The organism is Planococcus faecalis (genome assembly GCF_002009235.1).
In the GTDB taxonomy this organism is placed as follows: Bacteria; Bacillota; Bacilli; order Bacillales_A; family Planococcaceae; genus Planococcus; species Planococcus kocurii.
Window position 1 is genome coordinate 356,346 of sequence record NZ_CP019401.1, and the last position, 23,402, is coordinate 379,747.

Genomic DNA, 23,402 nt, shown 5'->3' on the forward strand with positions numbered 1-23,402 from the left:
AGAAATGGTATATGAAATTCCAGTGAAGACACGGTTTTGCGAAACAGATGCATTGGGACATATTAATAATGTTAGTTATTTCATATACCTAGAAGAAGCGCGGACTGATTTTTTTGCGGAACTTGGCTTTGGACGCGACCTCAATAACTGGAAGATTATTCTTGCCTCAATTTCTTGTGATTTTGTTAGTCAAGGCTATTACAATCAAAAGTTAATCGTTCAAACAGAAGTTAGTAAAATTGGGAATTCAAGCTTCCAGCTAGTACATAAAATCAAAGATGCAGAGAGTGGCAAACTGATTGCAAAAGGGCAAGCAAATGCCGTCCATTTTAACTTTGATACACAAAAAAGCGAAGGCTTACCTGAAGAAAAACGCCAGCAACTTGAAAAGTATTTGATCAAGGAGGAAAGCCACCGTGGAAACTAAAACCTCAACATATAAAGGGGCAGCTTTTCTTTATCAATCCTCTGAATACTTTTTCACACCGGAAGACTTTACTGATGAACATAAATTGATTGCTAAAACGGCTACTCGCTTTCTAGAAAAAGAAGTACGGCCAAATAATGATGAAATCGAAAAACAGAATTTTGGCTTGGTCAAAATACTGTTTAAAAAAGCTGGCGAACTGGGTTTGCTCGGTCATAGTGTTCCAGAAGCTTACGAGGGGCTAGGTCTAGACAAAATAAGCAAAGGACTAGTTGGTGAATCGCTTGGTTCAGCAGGAGGCTATGGCGTAGCGCATTCTAATCATACATGTATCGCCACTTTGCCAATTACCTATTTTGGAACAGCAGAGCAAAAAGAGCGGTACTTGCCAAAACTCGCTTCTGGTGAATTGATCGGTGCGTATTGTCTGACTGAACCCGGGGCAGGGTCGGATGCTCTTTCTGCAAAAACCACTGCTAAACTCGATGAGGCAAAGACTCATTACCTATTAAATGGAACGAAAATGTTCATCACAAACGCGGATTTTTCAGATACCTTTATCGTTTATGCACAAGTAGATGGCACAGCGTTTACGGCATTTATCGTTGAAAAAGACTACCCCGGGTTATCTCTCGGACCTGAAGAGCAGAAAATGGGCATCAAAGGTTCTTCTACGCGTGCAGTCATTTTTGAAGATTGTCGAGTACCAGTAGAAAATCTACTTGGTGAAATCGGCAAAGGCCACATGATCGCTTTGAATGTCTTGAATTTGGGACGCTTCAATTTGGGTTCTGCCTGCATGGGCGCAGCAAAATACGGACTAGAGTTGGCACTGAAATATACCAAAGCACGTCACCAGTTTGGTAAAGCGATTGCTGAATTTACAGCTACGCAAGAAAAAATAGCGAATATGGCATTACGTATTTATGCTTCTGAATCGTTGCAATATCGGACAGCGGGGTACTTAGAAGACGCGCTTGGTAATCTTTATGAATCACAAGATCATGGCGTAATTGCTAAACAGTTAATGGAATATGCAGTCGAGTGTGCAGTGTGTAAAGTATATGGCTCGGAAACGCTTGACTTTGTTGCGGACGAAGCACTTCAATTGCACGGAGGATATGGCTATATTAAAGAATACAAAATAGAGCAATTGTACCGAGATTCACGAATCAACCGAATTTTTGAAGGTACAAATGAAGTGAACCGCTTGTTGATACCTGGAAATTTGTTGAAGTTGGCAGCGAAAGGGGAAGTACCGCTTTCCCAACTGGTGGCTTCAACTATTGAAGAAATGGGGTCGCCTCTAAAAATAGCAGATGGCCCTATTTCCCGGGAAATAGAAAGCGTAGAGGCGATACGCCGCATCTTCTTGTTTTGCATAGGAATTGCGTATCAAGCATATGGCAGTCGACTGAGCGAGGAACAAGAAATTCTGATGATGTTGGCCGATATCGCAATTGCTTTATATGCTTTGGAATCGGCAGTGATTCGAACCGCGAAAGCAATAGCAACAGATAAGGAACAGCTATCTGCACAGAAACTGCCATTGGTGCAGGCGTTGAGTGGGGATGCATTGCTAGAAGTAGAAATGAATGCGCGCAAATTGCTGCAATATGCTTCTCCAGAAGATCAATTGGTTCGTAATACTACCGCTGTGACCAATGAATTGAGTCGACTACAGCGGGGTGGCTTGAATAAGATTAAACGTCAAATAGCACAAAATGTATTGAGTACAGATCGCTATATTTGTTAGGGGGGGCTTTAAGATGAAAGTTATCAAATTTGAAGAATATGGTGGGCCAGATGTTTTGCAATGGGTTGAAGCTGAAAAACCAGATCCAAGTGTTAGAGAAGTGGTTATTGAAGTAAAAGCGATTGGTGTTAACTATGCAGACACGGCAAGACGTGAAGGAAAGTATGTGGTACCAACAGAATTGCCTTACATTCCTGGATCCGAAGTAGCAGGTGTAATTGTTGAACTTGGAGAAAATGTATCACAGTTTAAGGTAGGTGATCGCGTCGTCGCACTTATCGGCTCCGCAGGGTATGCCGAATACGCTGCAGTTGATGAAAGTGTTTTAACAAGAGTTCCTGAAGGTGTAGGTTTTGAGCAAGCGGTCGCCTTGCCGCTTCAAGGATTGAGTGCTTATCATATATTGAAAACTATGGGGCGTCTTGAAAAAGGAGAAACTGTATTGATCCATGCTGCTGCAGGTGGTGTTGGTGCAATCGCGGTGCAATTAGCAAAGATTTTTGGTGCAGGAAAAATTATTGCGACAGCTAGCACTGAAGAAAAGCTATTTCATGCACAAAAAATGGGAGCAACCCATCTAGTTAACTACACAGAAGAAGGCTGGGTAGATAAAATAAAAGCTATCACGGACGGTAAAGGTGTCGACTTAGCACTCGAAATGGTTGGTGGTGAAGTATTTAATAAAACCGTGAAATGTCTTGCTCCATTTGGCAGGCTAGTCATTTTTGGAGCAGCCAGTGGAGAACAAGCTTCATTTAATCCAGGTCAATTAATGCGTAAAAATCAATCTGTTATCGGCTTTTTCTTACCACAGATTATGCGCAACCCTGAATTGATTCAAAAAAGTTTTAGTGAACTATTAGCTTATATGAAGACTGGTGAATTGATTTTAACGATTGGTGGAACTTATCCACTTGCTGAAGCTGCCAAAGCGCATTATTCGCTGCAAGGACGGAAAACCATTGGGAAATTGGTTCTCAAGCCATGACATAGTAACTGTCTGTAACATGTTTCAATCCCATCCCCATGCTTGAGAAGCTCGGAGTTAAACTGATTTGAATTGAATTGTCCTTTTGGTTAAATCGTGTACATCGCTTTTTAGCGGAACATGGTGAGAGTTGGACAGTTTTCGGTGCAGGTTTAAACAATGACCTAACGTGGAGGTTGTTGGAATCTGAATTAGCGAACAAAAATGTCATCGATATACGGTTGACTTGCTACCATCCTTATCCTTTTGGTTATGCAAGAGGGTTGGCACATTTGGAATATCTACGGTACAAAAGAATGTACGCGCAAAATAATTCATGAGATTTGGCAACATGAAAAAAGTATAGACAAGGAGTGAGAAAATGAAAATATTAATTGTTGGAGCAGGTGCAATTGGTGGATATTTTGGTGGTCGTTTAGTAGAAAAAGGAGAAGACGTTACGTTTCTTGTAAGAGCAAACAAAAAAGAAATATTGGAGAAAACAGGTTTAAACATTCGAAGCAAAAATGGAGATTTACAATTTTCACCGAAGTTAATTACTAAAAGTGATAATAGCAAGCCGTTTGATGTTGTGCTCATTTCTACTAAATCCTATCAGCTTACGACTGCAATCGAAGATGTTCAGCCATTCGTCGGTCCAGAAACCATGATTCTGCCTTTGCTAAATGGGATTGCTCACTTACAGATACTAATTCGAGCATTCGGAGAAGAAAAAGTTCTTGGAGGCTTGTGTTTTGTCGAATCGACTTTGTCGGACGACGGCACAATTGTCCAGACCAGTCCTGTCCATCAATTGGTTTACGGGGAACGAACAGGTCAACAGACAGAACGGATTGGCAAATTAGAGTTGGCCTTTAAAGGAACCAAAGCAGAGTTCGTTAAGAGCGATGACATCAATCAAGATATGTGGCATAAATATTTGTTCATCACAGCGATGTCTGGCATTACATCAATGATGGAGACGTCTATCGGACCTATACGAGATCTTGAAACAGGACAACACGTTATCCGTGTGTTTTTGGAAGAACTTGTAGCTATTATGGAAAAAATAGGTGCACCAATCGCACCAGCAATTGCTGAAACACAATTCCAACGGATTAATGATATGTCAGCGGAAATGAAGTCCTCCATGCAACGTGATATTGAGAAAATGCAGCCTACGGAAGCCGAACATTTGCAAGGTTACTTACTTGGTAAAGCTAAAGAAGTGCAGCTTTCTGTTCCTATTCTTGAAATTATTTTTACAAAATTAATGCTGTACGAACAAAGACAAGCTGTTCAATAGTTTCAAGAAACATTGCTCAGGCTAATCGTTTGCAACTTCCTATCTGAATAAATGACAATAGTTTTTCTGTAATTACTGTTACAACGTATATACTGTCGGAGTGATTTCTTTGTTTCCAATTCTAGGTGGGTGAGAGAGAGGGAAGTTCTTAATACACGTATACAGTTGTAGCATTTGTGAAATAAAAGAAATATTTGTCGGAACATTTACATTCTTTTGACAATCATCTATGATTGCCATACAAGCGATTTTTTAGCGTTTGTAAAAAAAGAAAAGGAGTTGGATTCATGAATGCTATTGCACTTGCTGCTATCGGAATTTTCATCTTTATACTAGGTTATCGCTTTTATTCCAAATTTATAGCAGAAAAGATTTTCAAACTTGATCCGAACTATGTTACTCCTGCACATCGCTTTAAAGATGGCGTCGATTTTGTTCCGACCAACAAATTTGTTTTATGGGGGCATCATTTTACTTCTGTTGCTGGAGCTGCACCGATTTTAGGACCAGCTATTGCTGTTTATTGGGGATGGCTACCGGCAGTGTTATGGGTAGTTTTCGGTACAGTCTTTGCGGCAGGTGTTCACGATTTCGGGACATTGGTTTTATCAGTTCGAAACAAAGGACAATCAGTCGGAACACTTGCACACCGGTTGATTGGTCAACGAGGAAAAGTTTTGTTCTTGTTTATCATTTTAATTTTAGTGCTAATGGTCAACGCAGTATTTGCTTGGGTGATTGCTAAACTATTTATCTCATATCCAGCTAGCGTTGTGCCAGTATTTATTCAGATTCCTTTAGCTGTTTGGATTGGTCATGCTGTTTATAAGAAAAATAAGAAAATGCTTATTCCTTCGTTGTTTGCTTTGGCAGTTATGTATATAACCGCTATCGCCGCCAGCCAAATAAGCTTTCTTCAAATTGATCTTGTTCAATACATGGGTGGAGAAAATGGCACTGGAATATTCGGTCTCGATCCGATTTCCACCGCATTCTTTATTTGGATTATTGTTTTGATGATCTATGTTTATATTGCTTCTACTCTACCGGTTTGGAAACTACTTCAGCCGCGCGATTTTATCAACTCTCATCAATTGATCGTTGGGCTTGGTATTCTTTATCTTGGTTTGTTATTTACGAACCCTAAAATCACAGCACCGATGACCAATCCAGATGCCGATATCTCCTGGTTTCCGTTGTTGTTCATCACGATTGCCTGTGGTGCAATTTCAGGATTTCATGGACTGGTTTCTTCCGGAACTTCTTCAAAACAGTTGGATAAAGAAACAGACGCCCGCTTTGTCGGTTATTTAGGGGCAATTGGAGAAGGGATTTTGGCATTGATTTCCATCATTGCCGTTATTACATTATTCCCCGACCGTGAATCGTTCTTTGCAACTTATAGCAGTTTCCAAGCATCTAATGGAGCTGGTTTAGGGGCCTTTATCGAAGGTGCTACCAATTTAGCTCAAGGATTGCTGATTCCACCGGAAATCGCTTCAACAATTGTTTCGATTATTGTTGTTTCATTTGCTGCAACAACTTTGGATACTTCGGTTCGTTTAATGCGTTACATCATTTCGGAATTAGGTGTCGAATACAAAATTCCATCTCTTGAGAAAAAACACGTCGCGACGACACTTGCCGTTGGAGCAAGTGCAGCACTAGTGTTGCTTCCTGAAGGACCAAACGGATTTGGGTCAGGTGGTTACTTGTTGTGGCCATTGTTCGGAACAGCCAATCAGTTACTCGCGGGTATTAGTTTATTGTTAATTTCCATATGGCTTAAGAAGCTCGGGCGAAATTATATGATCACTATCATCCCAATGATTTTCCTTATGTTTATGACGCTTTGGGCGATGTTCCAGCAAGTGTTTTTGCAGTGGGCGTGGTATGCAGAGCAGCCAAGTATGCTGTTGTTCATATTTGGAGCTATCATCTTCGTCTTTACGTTATGGATTATCCTAACCGCTGTCCAAGCATTATTGAATAAAACAGATCCAGGTTTCTCAGAAGAAGAATAAAATGAAGAATGGCCAAGGGATCATGCATGTTGTGATCCCTTGTATTTTTAGTAGAGAGAGGTGCTACTATGTTGGTGTTCGATAAATTAAAACAATTGATCGCTTTCTATGAAGCTGTCCTTGAATTGCCGCATCGCACTGAAATTGCACGTGAACTTCGAGATGAAGATGATCTCTTTCTTCTAATGCTCTACTCGGAGATGCTCGGCATTCCCAATCCAGTTTATTACTACACATTGGAATTGTATCCGTACATGATTGAAGAGTTCCATGATTGGCATCTGCGGATGGGAATGGATAAATCACCGTTAACCGGCATTCGTTGCTGTTAGGGTTATAAGGAATGAGGGAGTAGGATGGATGTGCTATCAAAAAACATCATTTTTGTTGGAGGAAAAGGTGGCGTTGGAAAATCGACATCTGCCGCAGCCATTGCCTGGAGATCAGCCAAAGAAGGCAATAAAACTTTATTGATTTCAACAGATCCAGCACACAATGTGGGCGATATTTTTAATGAGAACATTGGCGGTAAAACAAAAGCAATTGCCGACAATCTCTACGCGCTGGAAATTGATCCTGAAATTGAAACGGATAACTACATTAAAACAGTAAAAGCCAATATTAAAGGTACGGTTCACTCCAGTATGATGGAGGAAGTGAACCGACAATTGGATACGGCGAAAGCTTCTCCAGGTGCAGATGAAGCAGCATTGTTCGATAAACTAATTCATATTATTTTAGAAGAACGACAAAACTTCGACAAATTGGTGTTCGATACAGCTCCGACTGGTCATACTATCCGGCTTTTGACTTTGCCTGAGTTGATGGGTGTTTGGATTGACGGGTTACTTGAAAAACGGCGTAAGACGAACGAAAACTATACACAGTTGCTAAATGATGGTGAACCTCGTGAAGATCCTATTTATGACGTGTTGAGAGAACGACAAGAGCGTTTTTCTAAAGCACGGGATCTCTTACTAGATGAAAAAGAAACAGGATTCATCTTCGTCTTAAATCCAGAACGGCTGCCTATTCTGGAAACCAAAAAAGCATTGGATTTATTGCATCAATATCATCTTCATGTAAAAACGTTGATTATCAATAAAATTCTGCCAGAAGAGGCAGATGGTAAATTTTTAATGGAAAGAAAAAAACACGAGAAAAAGTATTTACAGCAGATCGAAGAAACTTTTCCAAAACAAAAATTGGTGCAAGTGCCGCTTTTTTCACAAGATATTATTAGTAAGACACAGTTGGAGTTGTTTAGTGAGTATTTTCAGAAAGGATGAACAAAATGAAAGCATTTGTAATGGAATCTGGAGAATGGAAACTAAAAGATATGCCAGAACCGCTAGCGAAGTCAGAAGAAGTGGTCGTATCGCTAAAAGCAGCAGGCATCAATCGGAGAGACTTGGGCTTAATCAAGCGTTATGGTGACAATCCTGAGGCAATGATCGTCGGCTCTGATGGGGCAGGTATAGTAGAGTCAGTGGGCGAAGATGTCATCGACTTTGCTGCTGGAGACGAGGTCATCATTAATCCTGCACTGCGCTGGTATACCAATAGCGAAGGCCCACCCGTAGAGTTTGATATTTTAGGGATGCCTGATCACGGAACATTTGCAGAGAAAATTACTGTGTCAGCCGAACAGCTAGAGAAAAAACCTCATTACTTAAGCTGGGAAGAAGCAGGAAGTTTAGCTTTGCCGGCATTGACGGGCTACCGTGCGTTATTTACAAAAGGGCAAGTGAAAAAAGGCGAGACCTTATTTATTCCAGGTGCTGGGAGTGGCGTTGCAACGTTTTTAATTCAATTCGCTAAAAATATTGGAGCTAGAGTAATCGTGACTTCCCGCAGTGAAGAAAAGCGTCAGCACGCCCAGAAAATTGGTGCCGATCGAACTATTGCGACTGACAGCGATTGGGTAGAAGAAATGGCAGATGAAACAATTGATTTGGTCATAGACAGCGTAGGAGGGGCTACTTTTAATCGGTCACTCGACATTTTGAAAAAAGGTGGACGCATTGTTATTTTCGGAGCCACTACAGAAGATACGGTCGATTTTAATCTTCGTCAGTTTTTTTATGGACAATATCAATTGTTTGGCTCGACGATGGGAAGTCGTGAAGAATTACGTGATATGCTCGAGCATATGGAATCTTACAATATGCGACCAGTCGTTGATAAAACTTATTCGTTAGACCAAGCGCAAGAAGCATTTGATTATTTAGCGTCTGGCAATCAGTTTGGCAAAGTCGTTTTGAAAATAAGCGAATAAATAACGAAACTTTTTGATCAGTCAATCGTATACAAAGGATAAGAAAGATTTGACTGGAGGTTTACGCAATGGAGAACACAGGATTAAAAATACTTGTCCATGCTAGTGCGTTTTTTGCACCATTTCTCGTTCCGGTAATTGTTTTTCTCATTTCACAAGACAAAGAAGTGAAGAAGTTGTCTATTCAGGCACTGCTATTTCAACTTGTTTTAGGTGTACTGATTTCCATCTCGATTTTTTTGATTGTTTTCTTGATCGGCATTCCAATGCTAATTGTCTTTGGACTGATGGGCATCATTATTCCAATCATGGGAATTCTCAAAGCGCTCAACAACGAGTATTTCGACTATCCGATAGTCGGAAGTTGGTATCGATAAAAAAAGTCCCCTTTGAGGGGACTTTTTTTATTCAAGAATATACGTTAACGCTTTAATTGCCTGGTCACAGGTTTCAACCGTGGCATGTGCTTTTCGTGACAATTCTTTTAATGGATGATGTAATTTTTCTGGACGAATGAGAATGACTGGCTTGCCCGAAGCAAGTGCTGTACTGGCATCCATTGCTGTATTCCATTGTTTGTACTGTTCACCGAAAAGTGCAATGACCAAATCGGCTTTGTGCATCAAGACACTCGTGCGCAAGTTATTAAAGCTAGAAGCAGCGTGGTCTTTGGCGACAGCGTTAGGCTGTTCGCCAAGAATAGCCTCGCCAATATTATCCGAACGTTCATGAAGTTCCATTGGACCTACAAAATCAATTGGCAAATCCAATGTAGCTGCCTTTTTTTTGATTTCCTCGCGCCAAGCGCTATGAATTTCTCCAGCAAGATAAACAGTTATTCTCATCATGTCACCCTCCAAAAGATATTTCTTTCAGTGTATCATACTGGCAGAAATTATATGATTTGGCGTTCTCTATGGATAACAGGCATCACTGAAAGCACATTATCTATTTTGAAAGTGCGTTTTTTGTAGCGAAGAAAGCAATAGGCTTGAAACGAGTCGCCACTAATTTTTAAAATTTTGATACGGCGTTTGCTAATGGTGCCATCATTTGCCATGTACATCATATCGATCAGCTGCTGGTAGTTAAAAGCTTTCAAAATTTGTGCTTTCATGAGTAACCCTCCTTATAATAAGAACGTTTGTTCTTATTATAAAACATCGTCACAGTTAAAACAAGTAGGTAGTATCGTGTATAATAGAACGAACATATATTCTTTTGTGAAACGAGAAAGGGGTAATTTGATGAAGTTTTTTCACACTGCCGATTGGCATTTAGGAAAGTTAGTGCAAGGAATTTACATGACAGAAGAACAGCAGTTTGTGCTGGAGCAATTCATAGATGCTATAAAAAAAGAGCAACCTGACGCTATTATTATTGCGGGAGATCTTTATGATCGTGCGGTTCCGCCAACTGATGCTGTTAATTTACTAGATGAACTACTGGCGGAAATTGTGTTGGAACTAAAGACACCCGTTTTGGCAGTAGGCGGCAACCATGACAGTCCAGGAAGATTGAATTTTGGTAGCCGATTGATGAAGATGAACGAAATTCATCTCACTGGCCATGTCCACAAAAATCATCAAGCCACTGTCTTGAACGATCAGTTTGGAGAAGTTCATTTTCATTTAGTGCCTTATGCAGATCCCTCTATGGTCCGCTACGAGTTTGAAGATGACACCATCCGTACGCATAATGACGCGATGAAGGCTATTACAGAAAATATTAAAGCTACATACGATTCGCAAGCTCGACATGTGTTTGTGGGGCATGCATTTGTGACGCCTCATGGTGAACAAGAAGAAAACACCAGTGACTCTGAACGACCGCTATCAATTGGCGGAGCAGAGCATGTAGATGCAAGCCATTTTGAAGGATTCCATTACACAGCGCTTGGTCATCTTCATAAAGCACATTATGTGCTGAATGACACCATTCGTTATTCAGGATCCCCTTTAAAATATTCGATTTCAGAAGAGCATCATAAAAAAGGTTTCCATGTTGTTGAAATGGATGGACAAGGCGAAGTGTCAGTAGCTAAGCGGTTATTTAATCCAAGACGTGATATGCGTACGGTTGAAGGCACTATTGATGAAATTTTGCACCATGAAATGAGCGAGGATTTTGTTTTCGTGACTTTATTGGACGAAGCGCCTGTATTATTTCCGATGGAAAAAGTACGTTCCGTGTATCCGAATGCTATGCATGTGGAACGAAAGAATTTTTCTAGGAGTCTGTTACAAAGTGATACAGAGTCGCGCCGAAAGATGGATTCATTGTCTTTGTTTCATAATTTTTACGAGGAAGTAAAAGGCGAAAAAGCGAAAGCTGAAACGATTGATATTTTTAAAGAGGTATTGCAAGAGTTTCTGCATGAAGAACCTGCCAAAATAGAAGAGGTGAAGTCATGAGACCTTTAAAGCTAAAGATGACGGCATTCGGTCCTTATAAAAATACAGAAGAAATTGATTTTGCTGATTTGCAGGGCAATCAGCTATTCGTCATTTCAGGTAGCACAGGTTCAGGCAAGACGACCATTTTTGATGGCATTTGTTTTGCTTTATACGGTTCTGCTAGTGGTTCGGACCGCAGCGAGTCACGCATATTAAGAAGTGATTTTGCAGATGACACGACCCACACTTGTATTGAAATGGAATTTGAAATACACGGCAAAATCTATCGTATTTTGCGTCAAATGGGTCACGTGAAAAAAGGCAATAAAAGCGCAACGGGCGAACGTTATGAATTCTTTGAACGCATTGACGGAGTTGAAAAGCCTTGTGTTGAGCGGCAAATTGTTTCGGAAATAAATCGACGTGTTGAGGAAATTATTGGACTGACACAAAATCAATTTAGTCAAATTGTTATGTTGCCACAAGGTGAATTTCGTAAATTACTAACTTCTGAAACAGATAATAAAGAAGAGATTTTACGTAAAATATTCAAGACAGAGCCATATAAATTGATCAGTGAACGGCTCAAACAAAAAAAAGATGCCGCTGTTAAAGTTTTCGAACGTGAGCAACATGACTTGAATATCCATCTCCAACGCATCATGTCGTCATTGCCAAAACGAGATTCTGAACTGTTCGACGTATTAAATCGAGAACACAAGAATGTTCATCAAGTGTTGTCAGGACTGGAGAAAGAAACTAGCTTTTACAAAGAAAAAATCAATGCGGATGAACAGCATTATCAAAGTGTCTATAAACAGCATGGTGACAAAATGAATGCTTATCACGAGGCAAAAATGTGGAATGATCGCTTTGAAGAACTGAATACGAAAAAAGTACAGCTTGAGCGGCTGCAACAGCAGCAAGCAGAATATACAGAAAAAGAAGCAACTTTACAATCGGCCGAACGTGCCAGTTATATTGCAGGCATTGAAAACTTGTTTCATGAATTAAGTGCTGATGAAACGAAGAAAAAAGTAGAGTTAGTAGATTCAATCCGCCAGCAAGAACAGGCACAACAAACAAAGCTTTCTGCTGAAAAGCAGTTTATTGCACAACAAGAACTTCAAGGTGAACGGGACAAGCTACGTGAGCAAATTAGTGATTTGGAAAAACTATGGCCGGCCATTCAAGAGCTAGAAAAGAAAAAAGGAAACCTAGTCAGCCTTGAGAAAGAATTACAGCAGTCAGAACTCCATTTAAAGCACGCTGAAAAAGAGTTCACTGTTCAGAAAAACGAAAAGCAAGACTTAGATGAAAAAATTACTAAATTAGAAGTTTCTCTGGAAACAGCTGATGAAACGCAGCAACAGCTAATGGCAGTCACGGAGAAGGCTAAGTTAACGGCTGAGTTCATTTTACTGAAACAGCAAAAACAGCAGCAGCAAGTTGTTCAAGAAGCGAAAAAGACAGACTTTGAACAAGTAGAGCTTTCTTACCGCCAACTAGAATCGCGATGGTTTACCAATCAAGCGCATATTTTAGCCGCTCAATTGCATGACGGAGAGGCTTGTCCTGTTTGTGGAAGTTTAGACCATCCGGGTATGGACTTGAAAACAGAAGAACAACCTGTATCCAAAGAACAAGTGGAGATGGCAAAATTCGATTTTGACTTAGTGGATACGGAATACCGCAATGGATCAGCAAAATTGTTTGCTTTGCAAGAGCAACTGGAAAATAAACAGATAGAACTCACAAACGTAAACCTGAATGCCCAGCAGGCTGAAGTGCAGTCGCGTCAGCTGGAACAAACAAAGCGTCAGTTAACAGAGCAAATGACAGAGCAGCAGGCCGCCAAACTAGATGTGCGGAAGTGGAAAGAACAACTGGCTAATTGTTCCCGTAAAATAGAAGAACTGGAGCGGAATAGCCGTGGATTGGTTGAAGAGGTGCAGAAAAAGCAATCTTCTTATTTTGCAGCTAAAGCTGTTTTTGAAAACGAACTGGCTGCGGTTCCAGAAAATTTACGAGAGCTCTCTGTTTTAGAACAGCAGTTGCAGCAAGTTTCTTCACGCAAGCAGCAGTTGGAACAAAGCTGGACTAGCGCTCAAGAGCAGTTCCAAAAGTCGAAAGAAAAGCTAGCTAGTACGTTGGTTTCCGTCAATCACGCTAAAGACGTAGCAGAAGAAATAGCGCAAAAAAGAGAAAAAGCGCAACAACAGTTTACGGAAGCTTTAACGAAATCATCCTTTGATTCGGAAGCAGCGTATCAGCAGGCAAAAATATCAGACACCGCATTTACAACATTGAAAAAAGAGATTCTTGAATTCAATCAAACCCGTCATACTTTATCGCAACAAGTGAACGAGCTTAACGAAAAGCTTGCGACTCAGAGTTTCAAAGATTTGAGTCAAGCACAGGAAGAGTTGGTTGAACTGAAAGATGCGTACGAGCAAGCACTTGCAGAACGCAATCGATCACGCGATTTCGAAAAAATCGGGTTAGAGTTAATCGAGCGTATTCATGGGGTGATTGAAAGTGCACTTGTAGCCGAACAGAATTTGAATCGAATTGCTGATTTGCATGACATGATTCGCGGACAGAACGGCTTAAAGATTTCATTTGAACGTTATTTGCAAATCGAATATTTGGAGCAAATTATCTTGTCGGCCAACGAACGGCTGAAAAATTTATCCAATGGTCAATTTCATTTGATTCGCAGTGACCGTCAAGAATCCCGTGGCAAACAAAGTGGATTGGGTCTAGACGTTTACGATGCTTACACAGGACAGACGCGTGATGTGAAAACCATGTCGGGTGGAGAAAAATTCAACGCCTCATTATGTTTAGCACTCGGAATGGCGGACGTCATTCAAAGTTTCCAAGGCAATGTCTCAATTGACACAATGTTTATCGACGAAGGCTTTGGTTCACTCGATGAAGAATCGCTTAATAAATCAATTGAAACCTTGATTGACTTGCAAAAATCAGGACGAATGATTGGTGTTATCTCACATGTGCAAGAACTGAAAGCTGCGATTCCGGCTATACTGGAAGTCAAAAAATCAAAAGAAGGACATAGCCGCACAAAATTTCTTATCAAATAAGATCGGTTACGAAGGATTCGAGCGTTTAGTACACTCCAAAAAAGTGAATGCTAGAGATAAGAGCGTAATGTGTAAAATAGTGAAACCAAAGGGGTTTACAATATGAAAAACTTTAGTTTTAAAGCGCGAATGGTTTATTTTGGAGCAATTACTTTAATCAGTCTGGCTTTCTTTGCATTGCAGTTATTTGCTGTAGTGCAAGGGTCTGATGGAATAGGGTCCATTACTCTGGTGATTTTGTGGGCATTAATGGCATTATTTGGCTTGGCTGGCATCGGTTTTGCCTTGAAAAACCGTCAGAAAAACTGACGGTTTTTTATGTGTGCAGCAAGTACAATGGTATAGAAATTTTGAAGGAAAATAGAGTCGTGATGACGTATAGTAAAGCTAGAGCATTATGAGGGAAAGTACAGGGGGTTACGTGATGGGAAAAAAATTAATGCCACAAGAAGTTATCGATTTAATCGATTCCAAAGCAGATTTGATCGTTCCAATTGCTAATGGAGAGCCAATTCGCTTACTAGATATATTAGAGGAAAATGCAGAGCAATTGGATGGGGTAAGAATCCATCAAATGTTGGCATTGCGTTCACGCTCGTACATCCAAGGTGACATCGAGCAATTGCGGCATGTTTCGTATTTTTTGAGTGGTGCTACACGAAAAGTCTACCAGCAGGCAAAAATGGAACTTGTTCCGAACAACTTCCATGAAGTGCCGCGTTTGCTTCGGAAAACTACTAAAATGTCGATGATTTTAACAGTTGCTTCACCAATGGATGAACACGGCTATTTTACATTAGGAACTCAGGCTGATTATATTGCTGAGTTTATTGGTAAAGTGCCGTTTATCTTAGAAGTGAACGATCAAATGCCGCGTACATTTGGTCGCAACCAAATTCACATCAGCCAAATCGCAGGCTATGTAGAGCATCATGCAGCTCTTTCAGAAGAAAAAGTGATGGAAGTAAGCGATAAAGATTTGTTGATTGCATCTTCCATCATTCAAGATATTCAAGATGGGGATACTTTGCAAATCGGAATCGGGTCTGTTCCTAATGCTGTTATTAGTATGCTAAAAGATCATCGGCATTTGGGAATTCACACAGAAATGCTACCAGATGGTGTAGCAAAGCTGGTAGCTGCGGGTGCGGTAGATGGAACACGGAAATTTACGAATCCAGGAAAAATTGTAGCTACTTTTGCTTTTGGTTCTAAAAACTTATATGATTTTATCGATAATAATCCAGCAGTTGAATTTTTGCCGGTAAGTGTTGTTAATGATCCTAGAGAAATTGCTAAAGAAAAAAATATTGTATCGATAAACTCGACAACAGAAGTGGATTTGTTCGGTCAGTGTGCGTCTGAAACAGTAGGCGGCAAGTATTACTCGTCAAGTGGTGGCCAAGTAGATTTTGCTCGCGGCGTTCGATTTGCTGAAAATGGTAAGGGGTATATTTGCATGCCATCGACCGCGAAAGACGATACATTATCACGTATTAAGCTACAACTTGCTCCCGGATCGGTTGTCACTACGGGAAAAAATGATGTAGATCATATTGTTACAGAGTATGGGGTAGCTCGTCTGCATGGTGTTTCCATCTCAGAGCGGGCAAGGCGCTTAGCGGCAATTGCTCATCCTAAGTTTCGAGAAGAATTATTGTTCGACGCGAAAAAACATGGATTTTTAATTTAATAGAAGCAAAAAGCCGTTTTCTTTTGAAGACGGCTTTTTGTTCGTTTAGCGAAATGCTTTTTCTTTACTAGTCTATAGAAAGAGCATATACTTACCTAAGTAAGTAGTTCGGGGGATGAAAATGATGAGAAAATTACTGTTCCATGAAATTCATCAAAAAGCTCGTTTATCGGTGAAAGAAGTAAATGATACGTTGAGAGAATTTGAATTATATAGCTCGCAGTGGTCTATCTTGTTTTGCCTTAAACAGTTTGGTTCAATGACGCAAAAAGAAATTTGGCAATACTTAAATGTTGAAGCACCGACTGTTACGAGGACGATTGTACGTTTGGAAGAAAGTGGATGGATATTGAGGAGAGAAGGCAAAGACAAGCGCGAGCGAATTGTTCAACTTTCACCTTTTGCTGAACAAAAGATGTCAGAAATAGCAGAACGAATCGGGCAAACCGAGAAAACTTTAGTTTCGGGTCTTTCCGATAAAGAACAAGACCAGCTAATTCTTCTGTTGAAAAAAATAGGAACGAATAATTCTGGTGAAAAGGATGTAAACAATGAGTGAAAAACGACCAATTTGGACGAGAAGCTTTATTAACATTTCTGTAAGCACATTTTTTATATTTGTCGTTTTTTACGCGCTACTCACCTATACACCGCTATATGTATTGAATGATTTAGGGGGTACAGCAACAGACGGAGGACTAGCAGTAACTGTGTTCTTACTATCTGCAATTATCATGCGCTTTTTTGCAGGCATGATTCTAGAGAAATTCGGGAAAAAACGAATCTTGATGATTTCGCTTTTCTTTTTTGCTGTGAGTACTGTGCTGTATATATTTGTTGGTAGCTTTACTGTGCTTTTGTGGCTCCGCTTTTTTCATGGTATTTGGTTTAGCTTACTGACCACTGTAGCAGGGGCAATCGCTGCAGACATTATTCCGCCAGAGCGGCGTGGTGAAGGGTTAGGTTATTACGGTATCGCTATGAATCTTGCTGTTGTGGTTGGTCCTTTTATTGCGTTGACTTTACAGCAATATGCATCAGCACAAACAGTTTTCACGACGTTAGCAGTAATTATGATTATCGGGTTCTTTTGTGCAGTAGTCGTTAAAGTGGATGAAACACCGTTCGTAAAACAAGAAAAATCTAAGCTATCGATAGATGATTTTTTAGAGAAAAAAACGGTACCCATTGCGACAGTTGGATTTTTAATTTCGTTTGCGTATGCGAGCATCATTACATTTATTTCGATTTATGCTGAATCACTTGGACTTCTCAAAGCTGCCAGTTTTTTCTTTGTTGTTTACGCAATTTCAATGTTAATTGTTCGTCCGATTTCCGGGCGGCTATTCGACACTAGTGGACCAAAAGTTGTCATTATCCCATCTATCATCATCTTCGGAATCGGACTCATTTCACTAAGTTTTACGGAGAGTTCTTGGATGTTGTTACTATCAGGGGCGCTCATCGGTCTTGGATACGGAACCTTGCTTCCAAGTTTCCAAAGTTTAGCCATCCAAGCTGCAGATAAACACCGTAGCGGATATGCAACAGGAACGTTCTTTGCTTTTTATGATAGCGGAATCGCAGTTGGATCTGTACTGCTCGGATTAATCGCAGGAATTGCAGGGTATTCAAATCTCTACTTAATGCTCGGTCTTTTTGTAATCCTTGTTGTTTTTTACTATATGTGGATTGAATCGAAACAAGAAAAGCAGGAAAACTAAGAAAGCAGCTGTCTATAATACTTTAAAATACAACAGATGGAGAAAAAGAGTCTTTTTTTCTCCATCTGTTTTTAGGTTGGTTTTAGTTGTTGCATTTTACAATACGTAAAAATAAACAGACAAGAAATGAAAAAGGCTGCCGAAGAGAATAAAAAGATGGAAAATCTCGTGAAAACCTAAGTATTTAGACGATAGAAAATTGGGTTTTATTGCGTAAATAACACCACCGACTGTATAAGAAACACCACCGGCAACAAGCAAAAGCAACCCGGTTAAAGAAAGGCTGTCTGCCAAGGGAACGACAGCGAAAATGATGATCCAGCCCATAGCGATGTAAATCGCCGTGGAGAGCCATCTCGGAGAATGAAACCAAACCATTTTAAAGAAAATTCCGCTGAGCCCTAAAATAGTGACAAGTGAAAATAAGGTCCAGCCAAGTGTTCCGCCAAGAGCGATTAAACAAAAGGGTGCGTAGGAACCTGCAATTAAAGCGAAAATCATCGAGTGATCGAGTTTTCGCAAAAACGCAATAATATAAGGCTGTGATAGAGCTGAATGATAAATGGTAGAAGCTGTATACAACAAAATTAAGCTGATGCCGAAAATAGAAACAGCTATTACGTGCAAAACAGGTTCATTGGCATAAGCAGTTTTAATAACCATTGCCAAAAGTGCAACTAATGATAAAATAGCTCCTGCTAAATGGGATAAGGCATTAAACGGTTCTCGGATATATACGGACATATGGAATAGCTCCTCACTCTACGTAGTTATTGAAACTATTTATAACGATACTCGCATTATTAAAGGGAGTCAAGTTTGGAGAAACTCTAATAATAAGGTAAGATATCCAATATAAATACCTGTAGGGAGCGTGCGATGTATGAGAAAAGCGACTGATGTCATCGGAGAGATGGTTTTCCATAATCAGATTTTGCCAGAAGATATTCCAAAGATTGACCTGTATATCGATCAGGTCATTCAATTGTTTGAATCGAGTTTTGTTGATTCTAAGCGCCGTTCCGATGAGAAAATCTTAACCAAAACGATGATTAACAATTATGCTAAAGGAAAATTATTTTATCCGGTTCACAACAAAAAATACAGCCGTGATCACATTATGTTGATTAGCTTGATTTATCAAATGAAAAGCGCTTTGTCGATCAATGACGTTAAGCAAGTGTTAACTGGAATTAATGAAAAGGCAGAACAAAAAGAATTAGATTTAGAGGCATTTTATCGCAGTTATTTAACCCTTCAGCAAAGCAACACAGAGGTTTTTGCGGATGCCTTAAAACACCAAACACAAGAAGCTGCCGATCAAGTTGTAGAAGTTAAAGACTCCGAAGAATTGGAGCGCGTACTGCTAATTGCGTCACTCGTACACACCAGCAATCTTTACCGAAGAGCGGCTGAAAAACTGGTAGACGAGATGGTGGAAAGGGTGGAAAAATAATGGTCAACATTCTTATTGATGCAGACGGATGTCCGGTTGTTGGGCAGACCATCGATTTGGCTAAAAAATTTCGCTTGCCTGTTGTTTTAATTTGCGACACTTCCCATGAAATGCATCGAGAAGGAGCAGAGACAATTACCGTATCAAAAGGAGCAGATGCTGTGGACTTTGTTCTCGTAAATCGTGTTAAAAAAGGGGATATTGTCGTCACTCAAGATTATGGACTTGCGGCAATGGTACTTGCCAAACGCGGAATTCCAATCGATCAAAATGGCCGTGTTTATTCAGATGAAAATATTGAACAGCTGCTCCACGGCCGTCATGTCGCCAAAAAAATTCGACAAAGTGGAGGCAGAATGAAAGGACCGAAAAAACGTCAGCCTGAAGATAATGAGAAATTTCAAGTGGCCCTAATCAAATTGCTAGAACAAGTCAGCGAAAATGAAAAAATGCTCGGGACCTAAAGTCGCCGAGCATTTTTTTACTTATTAGGTGCAATTAGATTGTCCAGCGATCGTTGACAATCGCTATTAACTGCCAATCACCACTACTGTTCTTTTCAAATACCATATTCAGGCTTTGCCAATCCATTTGTCCATACCGGTCTGTACCTGGGTAATAGTATTCGACAATCGTTGCTTGAGGATACAGCTGATGAATAAACTCGTGTGTAGTTGGTTGGATGGTCTGCCCATATCGCTCTTTAGCGGTGTAGGTCGCATTCATCAAGTACGCACTGTAATACTTAGCTGGTGTCAACTTGATTTCAAATCCGCTACCATCTTGATAACCCCATAGATAATTAGTGGAGTTTTTCATAAAGTTAGGTAACTGTGCTTTGGTAAAAGTGACGCCACCACTATCGATGCAGCCACCGCTGTAAGGACAGAAAGTTAATCCATCTGTTGAACTCACATAAGTTGCCACGTCACTAAATTTTTTGGCTTTCAGATCCGCCAAAATGTCGTTAGCTGTCATAAGCAATTTCTGTTTTTCAGGAATAAAAGACGGCTCGATCGCGCGTGCCAGAAATGCAGAAAATTGAGCGCGCGTTACTGGAACATCGGGGCGGAACGTATTATTCGAATAGCCACGTGCAACACCTTGGTGGGCAAGTCTTGATACGGCATCAAATGCAAAATGATTTGCACTCATGTCTTTAAACGTATTAGCCGGAGCTTCTGGAAAATAGAAGGCTCTGTCAAGCATTGCAACCGTTTGGGCACGAGTGACAGTCCAGTTTGGGCGGAAATAATTGTTCGGGAAACCGAAAACGATTTCCTCTTCAACGGCCGAAGCGATATAACCTGAGAACCGATTATTGGCGGATACATCTCTAAAGCCGGTCGAGCGGGAAGTGTCGTCTAAATTTAAGGCACGTCCAATCATCGCGACAGCGTGGGCACGTGTAACAGGATCGTTTGGTCGGAAGGTGCCATCACGGTAACCGTTGATGATTCCTTCTTCGTACAAGTAAGCAATTTCAAAAGCGAACGGGTGGCTGGCATACACATCATCAAACAAAACAATCGCTTTGGCGGGAGACAAAAACGAACTGAACATCAGGATGACAGCAGCAATTAAAGACAACAAAGTCTTCATATTGATCCCTCCCTATTTGATCTTATTTTACCACATCATAAAGATAAAAGTAACAAATAATTGTTATATAAAATAATAAATCAAGATTAATTTAACCAGCTACGCTTATATCACTAAAGTGCTTGTGTTCAAAGATAAATACAAAAAACGAGGCGGTAGTTCTAGGCGGAATCCTGTTATGAGAGAAAATTTACAGCGAGCTAAGTTCTGTTTAGTTAGTTTAGAAAACAGATAACGGGTATATAAAAGGAAGTGAGAAAATATATGTATTTTTATGGGGGAATTATGGATGAAGAAATCGACAATGAACACACTTATTGGCAGCGCACTTGCAGCGGCCTCTGGAATTTTTGTCTACCGCGCATACCAAGAAAGAAATGCAGTGCGTGTAGAACCGGATATAGATATGTACAATAGTTCAGAAATTGACGAACGCGAAAGTGTAGATGCTCTAGATGACTCCGCTGAGAAGGGTCTGTCTCAGTTAGACTCAGCTTACCGGGATGAATGGCAAGCCAATGCATTTCCACAAACTCATAAAGAAATGCGAGAGCTTGAAGAAGATAACTAAAAAGATGACCACGAGCGAAAGCAAAAGTTCTTTTTGCTTTCGCTTTTCTGTGTCGGAAATTCTTTGGATAAAAGAGAGGTGGGGAAAACTTTGTGGATTAAAAAACCGTTTTTTGAATACACAACGGCAATCTTGCTCGTTGCCATTACTTTGTTCTTTTTAGGAAAGATCGATTATATTTTTGAGCCATTGCAAATCATCGTCGCAACTATTTTTGCCCCTATTTTAATCGGTGGACTTCTTTATTACCTATTGCGTCCATTTGTGAAGGTACTGATGCGTTATGTATCTAAAATTATAGGAATTGGAATCGTCTTTGCAATCATTATTTTAACTTTATCTACCTTGCTTTATTTCTTCGGTCCTGTCATCACCAATCAAGTCGAAAGTTTGGCGAACTTAGCGCCTTCAAAAGTTGAAGAAGTAACCGAGGAATCGAATGATTTACTGGCTGATTTTAAATTAGGTGGAGTTACAGGTCCGGAGATAAAAGCAGGAGCTTTGAACTTTTTGGAAAATCTTTCAGAAAGCTTATTAAATAATGTCATGACTATTTTAACAACAGTCATGAATGTTGCGATTGTGCTAATCGTTGTCCCTTTTGTTCTGTTCTTTCTATTAAAAGATGACGAAAAGTTTATTCCGCATTTAACAAAGTATTTGCCTGAGGAACATAAGCCGGAAGGCAAAAAACTATTGAAGGATATTGATCGGACCCTTTCTGCATTTATTGTCGGTCAAGCGATTGTTGCTGCGGTTGTTGGGACTTTCATGTATATCGGCTATTTACTTATTGGATTGGATTATGCCCTTAGTTTAGCAATTTTTGCGATGTTCTTAATTATCGTTCCGTTTTTAGGTCCGCTGATTGGGATTATTCCTGCCCTGTTTGTTGCTTTAATGAGTGGCGATATATGGATGGCGGTAAAGGTGGTTTTGGTTTTACTAGTCGTACAGCAGCTTGAAGGGAATTTGGTGACACCCAATATTATGAGCAACCGATTAAACATTCATCCGTTGACAATCATCTTGTTGCTAATGATTGCCGGTGCTTTGTATGGATTTATTGGCATTTTGATTGCTATTCCAACATATGCAGTAGTGAAAACGCTCGTTCATAACTTTCGACTATTTAATCGTTTGTGGAAAAAAAGAGGAGTTGCTAACAAAGAGGTCATTTAGTCCCTTTATTTTTGCTAAATGTTAGTTATTTTCTATCAAAGGTTCTGAAAATCAGAAAATTGTGATATATTAATGTTCAGAAGGATTGAAAATTGAAAAAAGGGGGATTTAAAATGAAGAAATGGAGTCTTTTAGCACTATTGCTAGCAATGATATTCGTCATTGCTGCCTGTGGATCAGATGAAGCTGAAGAAGATGCGACAAGTGATGACGGAAGCAGTAAAGCAGAAAAATACACAGTAGGAATCGACACAACTTATCCGCCATTCGAATTTGAAGTGGACGGAGAATATACAGGAATCGATATCGATTTGATTACAGCGATTGCTGAAAACCAAGGTTTTGAAATTGAATTCAGCCCAATGGATTTTGGCGGAATTATCCCAGCTTTGCAAGCAGATCAATTGGATGTTGCGATTGCTGGTATGAGTATTACAGATGAGCGTAAAGCAGTAGTAGACTTTTCTGATCCTTATTTTGATGCAGGTTTGTCTCTTGTTGTCGCAGCAGATAATGAAGAAATTAATTCTTTAGAAGATCTTGAAGGCAAGACGGTAGCTGTTAAGAGTGGGACAACTGGTGCTCAGTTTGCTCGTGATAACGAAGCGGAATATGGCTACACAGTAGCACAGTTCGAAGATAGCCCATCTATGTTCCAAGAAGTTTCAAATGGTAACGCAGCTGTGTTGCTAGAAGATTACCCAGTTATTGCTTATGCTATTGCGGAAAGTGGACTTGATTTGAAAACAGCAGGCGAACGTTTAACAGGAGATCAATACGGAATTGCTGTACTAAAAGGTGAAAACGCAGAAGTTCTTAAACAAATCAATGCAGGTCTACAAGAATTACGCGACAGTGGTGAGTACGATAAAATTTTAGCGAAGTACATCGCAGAATAAACTAAAAATGTAGC

At 40.1% G+C, this 23,402-nt stretch carries 24 protein-coding genes; 20 read left to right on the forward strand and 4 right to left on the reverse strand.

The features are described from left to right. Positions 1-4: 4 nt before the first annotated feature. From AJGP001_RS01865 to AJGP001_RS01905, 9 genes are all read left to right on the forward strand, one after another. Positions 5-427 carry an acyl-CoA thioesterase gene (locus AJGP001_RS01865; protein ID WP_071153443.1) on the forward strand — a complete coding sequence of 141 codons (423 nt, stop codon included), beginning with the start codon at positions 5-7 and terminating at the stop codon, positions 425-427. Further along, positions 417-2,183, forward strand: a complete 1,767-nt coding sequence (locus AJGP001_RS01870) for an acyl-CoA dehydrogenase family protein (RefSeq protein ID WP_078080086.1) — start codon at positions 417-419, stop codon at positions 2,181-2,183. Before AJGP001_RS01865 ends, AJGP001_RS01870 begins: the two co-directional genes overlap by 11 nt. A gap of 13 nt (positions 2,184-2,196) precedes the next feature. Beyond that, the gene (locus AJGP001_RS01875) at positions 2,197-3,171 is read left to right on the forward strand and encodes a quinone oxidoreductase family protein (protein WP_071153444.1); all 975 of its coding nucleotides are present in this window, start codon (positions 2,197-2,199) and stop codon (positions 3,169-3,171) included. 361 nt (positions 3,172-3,532) lie between these two features. After that, positions 3,533-4,456: a ketopantoate reductase family protein gene (locus AJGP001_RS01880; protein ID WP_071153445.1), complete on the forward strand. Its 924-nt coding sequence runs from the start codon at positions 3,533-3,535 to the stop codon at positions 4,454-4,456. A 287-nt stretch (positions 4,457-4,743) separates the two neighbouring features. Further along, positions 4,744-6,480, forward strand: coding sequence for a carbon starvation CstA family protein (locus AJGP001_RS01885; protein WP_058386526.1), 1,737 nt, complete (start codon positions 4,744-4,746; stop codon positions 6,478-6,480). A 68-nt stretch (positions 6,481-6,548) separates the two neighbouring features. Then, on the forward strand, positions 6,549-6,812 hold the full coding sequence (locus AJGP001_RS01890) for a cory-CC-star protein (RefSeq protein ID WP_006829350.1): 264 nt from the start codon (positions 6,549-6,551) through the stop codon (positions 6,810-6,812). A 24-nt stretch (positions 6,813-6,836) separates the two neighbouring features. Then, positions 6,837-7,769: an ArsA family ATPase gene (locus tag AJGP001_RS01895; protein ID WP_071153446.1), complete on the forward strand. Its 933-nt coding sequence runs from the start codon at positions 6,837-6,839 to the stop codon at positions 7,767-7,769. Between the two features lie 5 nt (positions 7,770-7,774). Next, positions 7,775-8,758 carry a zinc-binding dehydrogenase gene (locus tag AJGP001_RS01900; protein WP_078080087.1) on the forward strand — a complete coding sequence of 328 codons (984 nt, stop codon included), beginning with the start codon at positions 7,775-7,777 and terminating at the stop codon, positions 8,756-8,758. A gap of 68 nt (positions 8,759-8,826) precedes the next feature. Continuing rightward, a complete protein-coding gene (locus AJGP001_RS01905) occupies positions 8,827-9,135 on the forward strand; it encodes a magnetosome magnetite crystal formation protein family (RefSeq protein WP_058386523.1) in 309 nt (102 codons plus the stop codon). A 27-nt stretch (positions 9,136-9,162) separates the two neighbouring features. Here AJGP001_RS01905 and AJGP001_RS01910 read toward each other — a convergent pair whose 3' ends face one another. Both AJGP001_RS01910 and AJGP001_RS01915 read right to left on the reverse strand, forming a co-directional pair. Next, positions 9,163-9,603: a YtoQ family protein gene (locus tag AJGP001_RS01910; protein ID WP_058386522.1), complete on the reverse strand. Its 441-nt coding sequence runs from the start codon at positions 9,601-9,603 to the stop codon at positions 9,163-9,165. A 50-nt stretch (positions 9,604-9,653) separates the two neighbouring features. Further along, complete coding sequence (locus AJGP001_RS01915) at positions 9,654-9,875, reverse strand: hypothetical protein (RefSeq protein WP_058386521.1); 222 nt, start codon at positions 9,873-9,875, stop codon at positions 9,654-9,656. A gap of 130 nt (positions 9,876-10,005) precedes the next feature. Between AJGP001_RS01915 and AJGP001_RS01920 the strand changes: the two genes are divergently transcribed. The 6 genes from AJGP001_RS01920 (at position 10,006) to AJGP001_RS01945 (ending at position 17,678) form a co-directional block, all read left to right on the forward strand. Then, positions 10,006-11,172 carry an exonuclease SbcCD subunit D gene (locus AJGP001_RS01920; RefSeq protein WP_078080088.1) on the forward strand — a complete coding sequence of 389 codons (1,167 nt, stop codon included), beginning with the start codon at positions 10,006-10,008 and terminating at the stop codon, positions 11,170-11,172. After that, positions 11,169-14,261, forward strand: a complete 3,093-nt coding sequence (locus AJGP001_RS01925; protein WP_071153447.1) for an SbcC/MukB-like Walker B domain-containing protein — start codon at positions 11,169-11,171, stop codon at positions 14,259-14,261. Before AJGP001_RS01920 ends, AJGP001_RS01925 begins: the two co-directional genes overlap by 4 nt. 102 nt (positions 14,262-14,363) lie before the next feature. After that, complete coding sequence (locus AJGP001_RS01930) at positions 14,364-14,570, forward strand: hypothetical protein (protein WP_058386518.1); 207 nt, start codon at positions 14,364-14,366, stop codon at positions 14,568-14,570. A 115-nt stretch (positions 14,571-14,685) separates the two neighbouring features. Continuing rightward, positions 14,686-15,954: an acetyl-CoA hydrolase/transferase family protein gene (locus AJGP001_RS01935; protein ID WP_071153448.1), complete on the forward strand. Its 1,269-nt coding sequence runs from the start codon at positions 14,686-14,688 to the stop codon at positions 15,952-15,954. A gap of 115 nt (positions 15,955-16,069) precedes the next feature. Then, the gene (locus AJGP001_RS01940) at positions 16,070-16,513 is read left to right on the forward strand and encodes a MarR family winged helix-turn-helix transcriptional regulator (protein ID WP_237150188.1); all 444 of its coding nucleotides are present in this window, start codon (positions 16,070-16,072) and stop codon (positions 16,511-16,513) included. Further along, positions 16,506-17,678, forward strand: coding sequence for an MFS transporter (locus AJGP001_RS01945; RefSeq protein ID WP_071153450.1), 1,173 nt, complete (start codon positions 16,506-16,508; stop codon positions 17,676-17,678). The genes AJGP001_RS01940 and AJGP001_RS01945 overlap by 8 nt, the downstream gene beginning before the upstream one ends. Before the next feature lie 96 nt (positions 17,679-17,774). On the opposite strand, the gene trhA is transcribed toward AJGP001_RS01945, so the two are convergent. Beyond that, entirely contained in the window at positions 17,775-18,422 is a 648-nt protein-coding gene (gene trhA, locus AJGP001_RS01950; RefSeq protein WP_071153451.1) for a PAQR family membrane homeostasis protein TrhA, read from the reverse strand. 139 nt (positions 18,423-18,561) lie between these two features. Between trhA and AJGP001_RS01955 the strand changes: the two genes are divergently transcribed. Next, on the forward strand, positions 18,562-19,134 hold the full coding sequence (locus AJGP001_RS01955; protein ID WP_071153452.1) for a DUF1836 domain-containing protein: 573 nt from the start codon (positions 18,562-18,564) through the stop codon (positions 19,132-19,134). Beyond that, a complete protein-coding gene (locus AJGP001_RS01960; protein WP_058386512.1) occupies positions 19,134-19,598 on the forward strand; it encodes a YaiI/YqxD family protein in 465 nt (154 codons plus the stop codon). Before AJGP001_RS01955 ends, AJGP001_RS01960 begins: the two co-directional genes overlap by 1 nt. Before the next feature lie 34 nt (positions 19,599-19,632). Here the strand turns inward: AJGP001_RS01960 and AJGP001_RS01965 are convergent, their stop codons facing one another. Next, complete coding sequence (locus tag AJGP001_RS01965) at positions 19,633-20,736, reverse strand: S-layer homology domain-containing protein (protein WP_071153453.1); 1,104 nt, start codon at positions 20,734-20,736, stop codon at positions 19,633-19,635. 289 nt (positions 20,737-21,025) lie between these two features. Here AJGP001_RS01965 and AJGP001_RS01970 point away from each other — a divergent pair, with 289 nt between their 5' ends. The 3 genes from AJGP001_RS01970 (at position 21,026) to AJGP001_RS01980 (ending at position 23,388) form a co-directional block, all read left to right on the forward strand. After that, a complete protein-coding gene (locus AJGP001_RS01970) occupies positions 21,026-21,307 on the forward strand; it encodes a hypothetical protein (RefSeq protein ID WP_071153454.1) in 282 nt (93 codons plus the stop codon). 90 nt (positions 21,308-21,397) lie between these two features. After that, positions 21,398-22,489 carry an AI-2E family transporter gene (locus AJGP001_RS01975; RefSeq protein ID WP_071153455.1) on the forward strand — a complete coding sequence of 364 codons (1,092 nt, stop codon included), beginning with the start codon at positions 21,398-21,400 and terminating at the stop codon, positions 22,487-22,489. A 113-nt stretch (positions 22,490-22,602) separates the two neighbouring features. Then, positions 22,603-23,388, forward strand: a complete 786-nt coding sequence (locus tag AJGP001_RS01980; RefSeq protein WP_071153456.1) for a transporter substrate-binding domain-containing protein — start codon at positions 22,603-22,605, stop codon at positions 23,386-23,388. Positions 23,389-23,402: the final 14 nt, after the last annotated feature.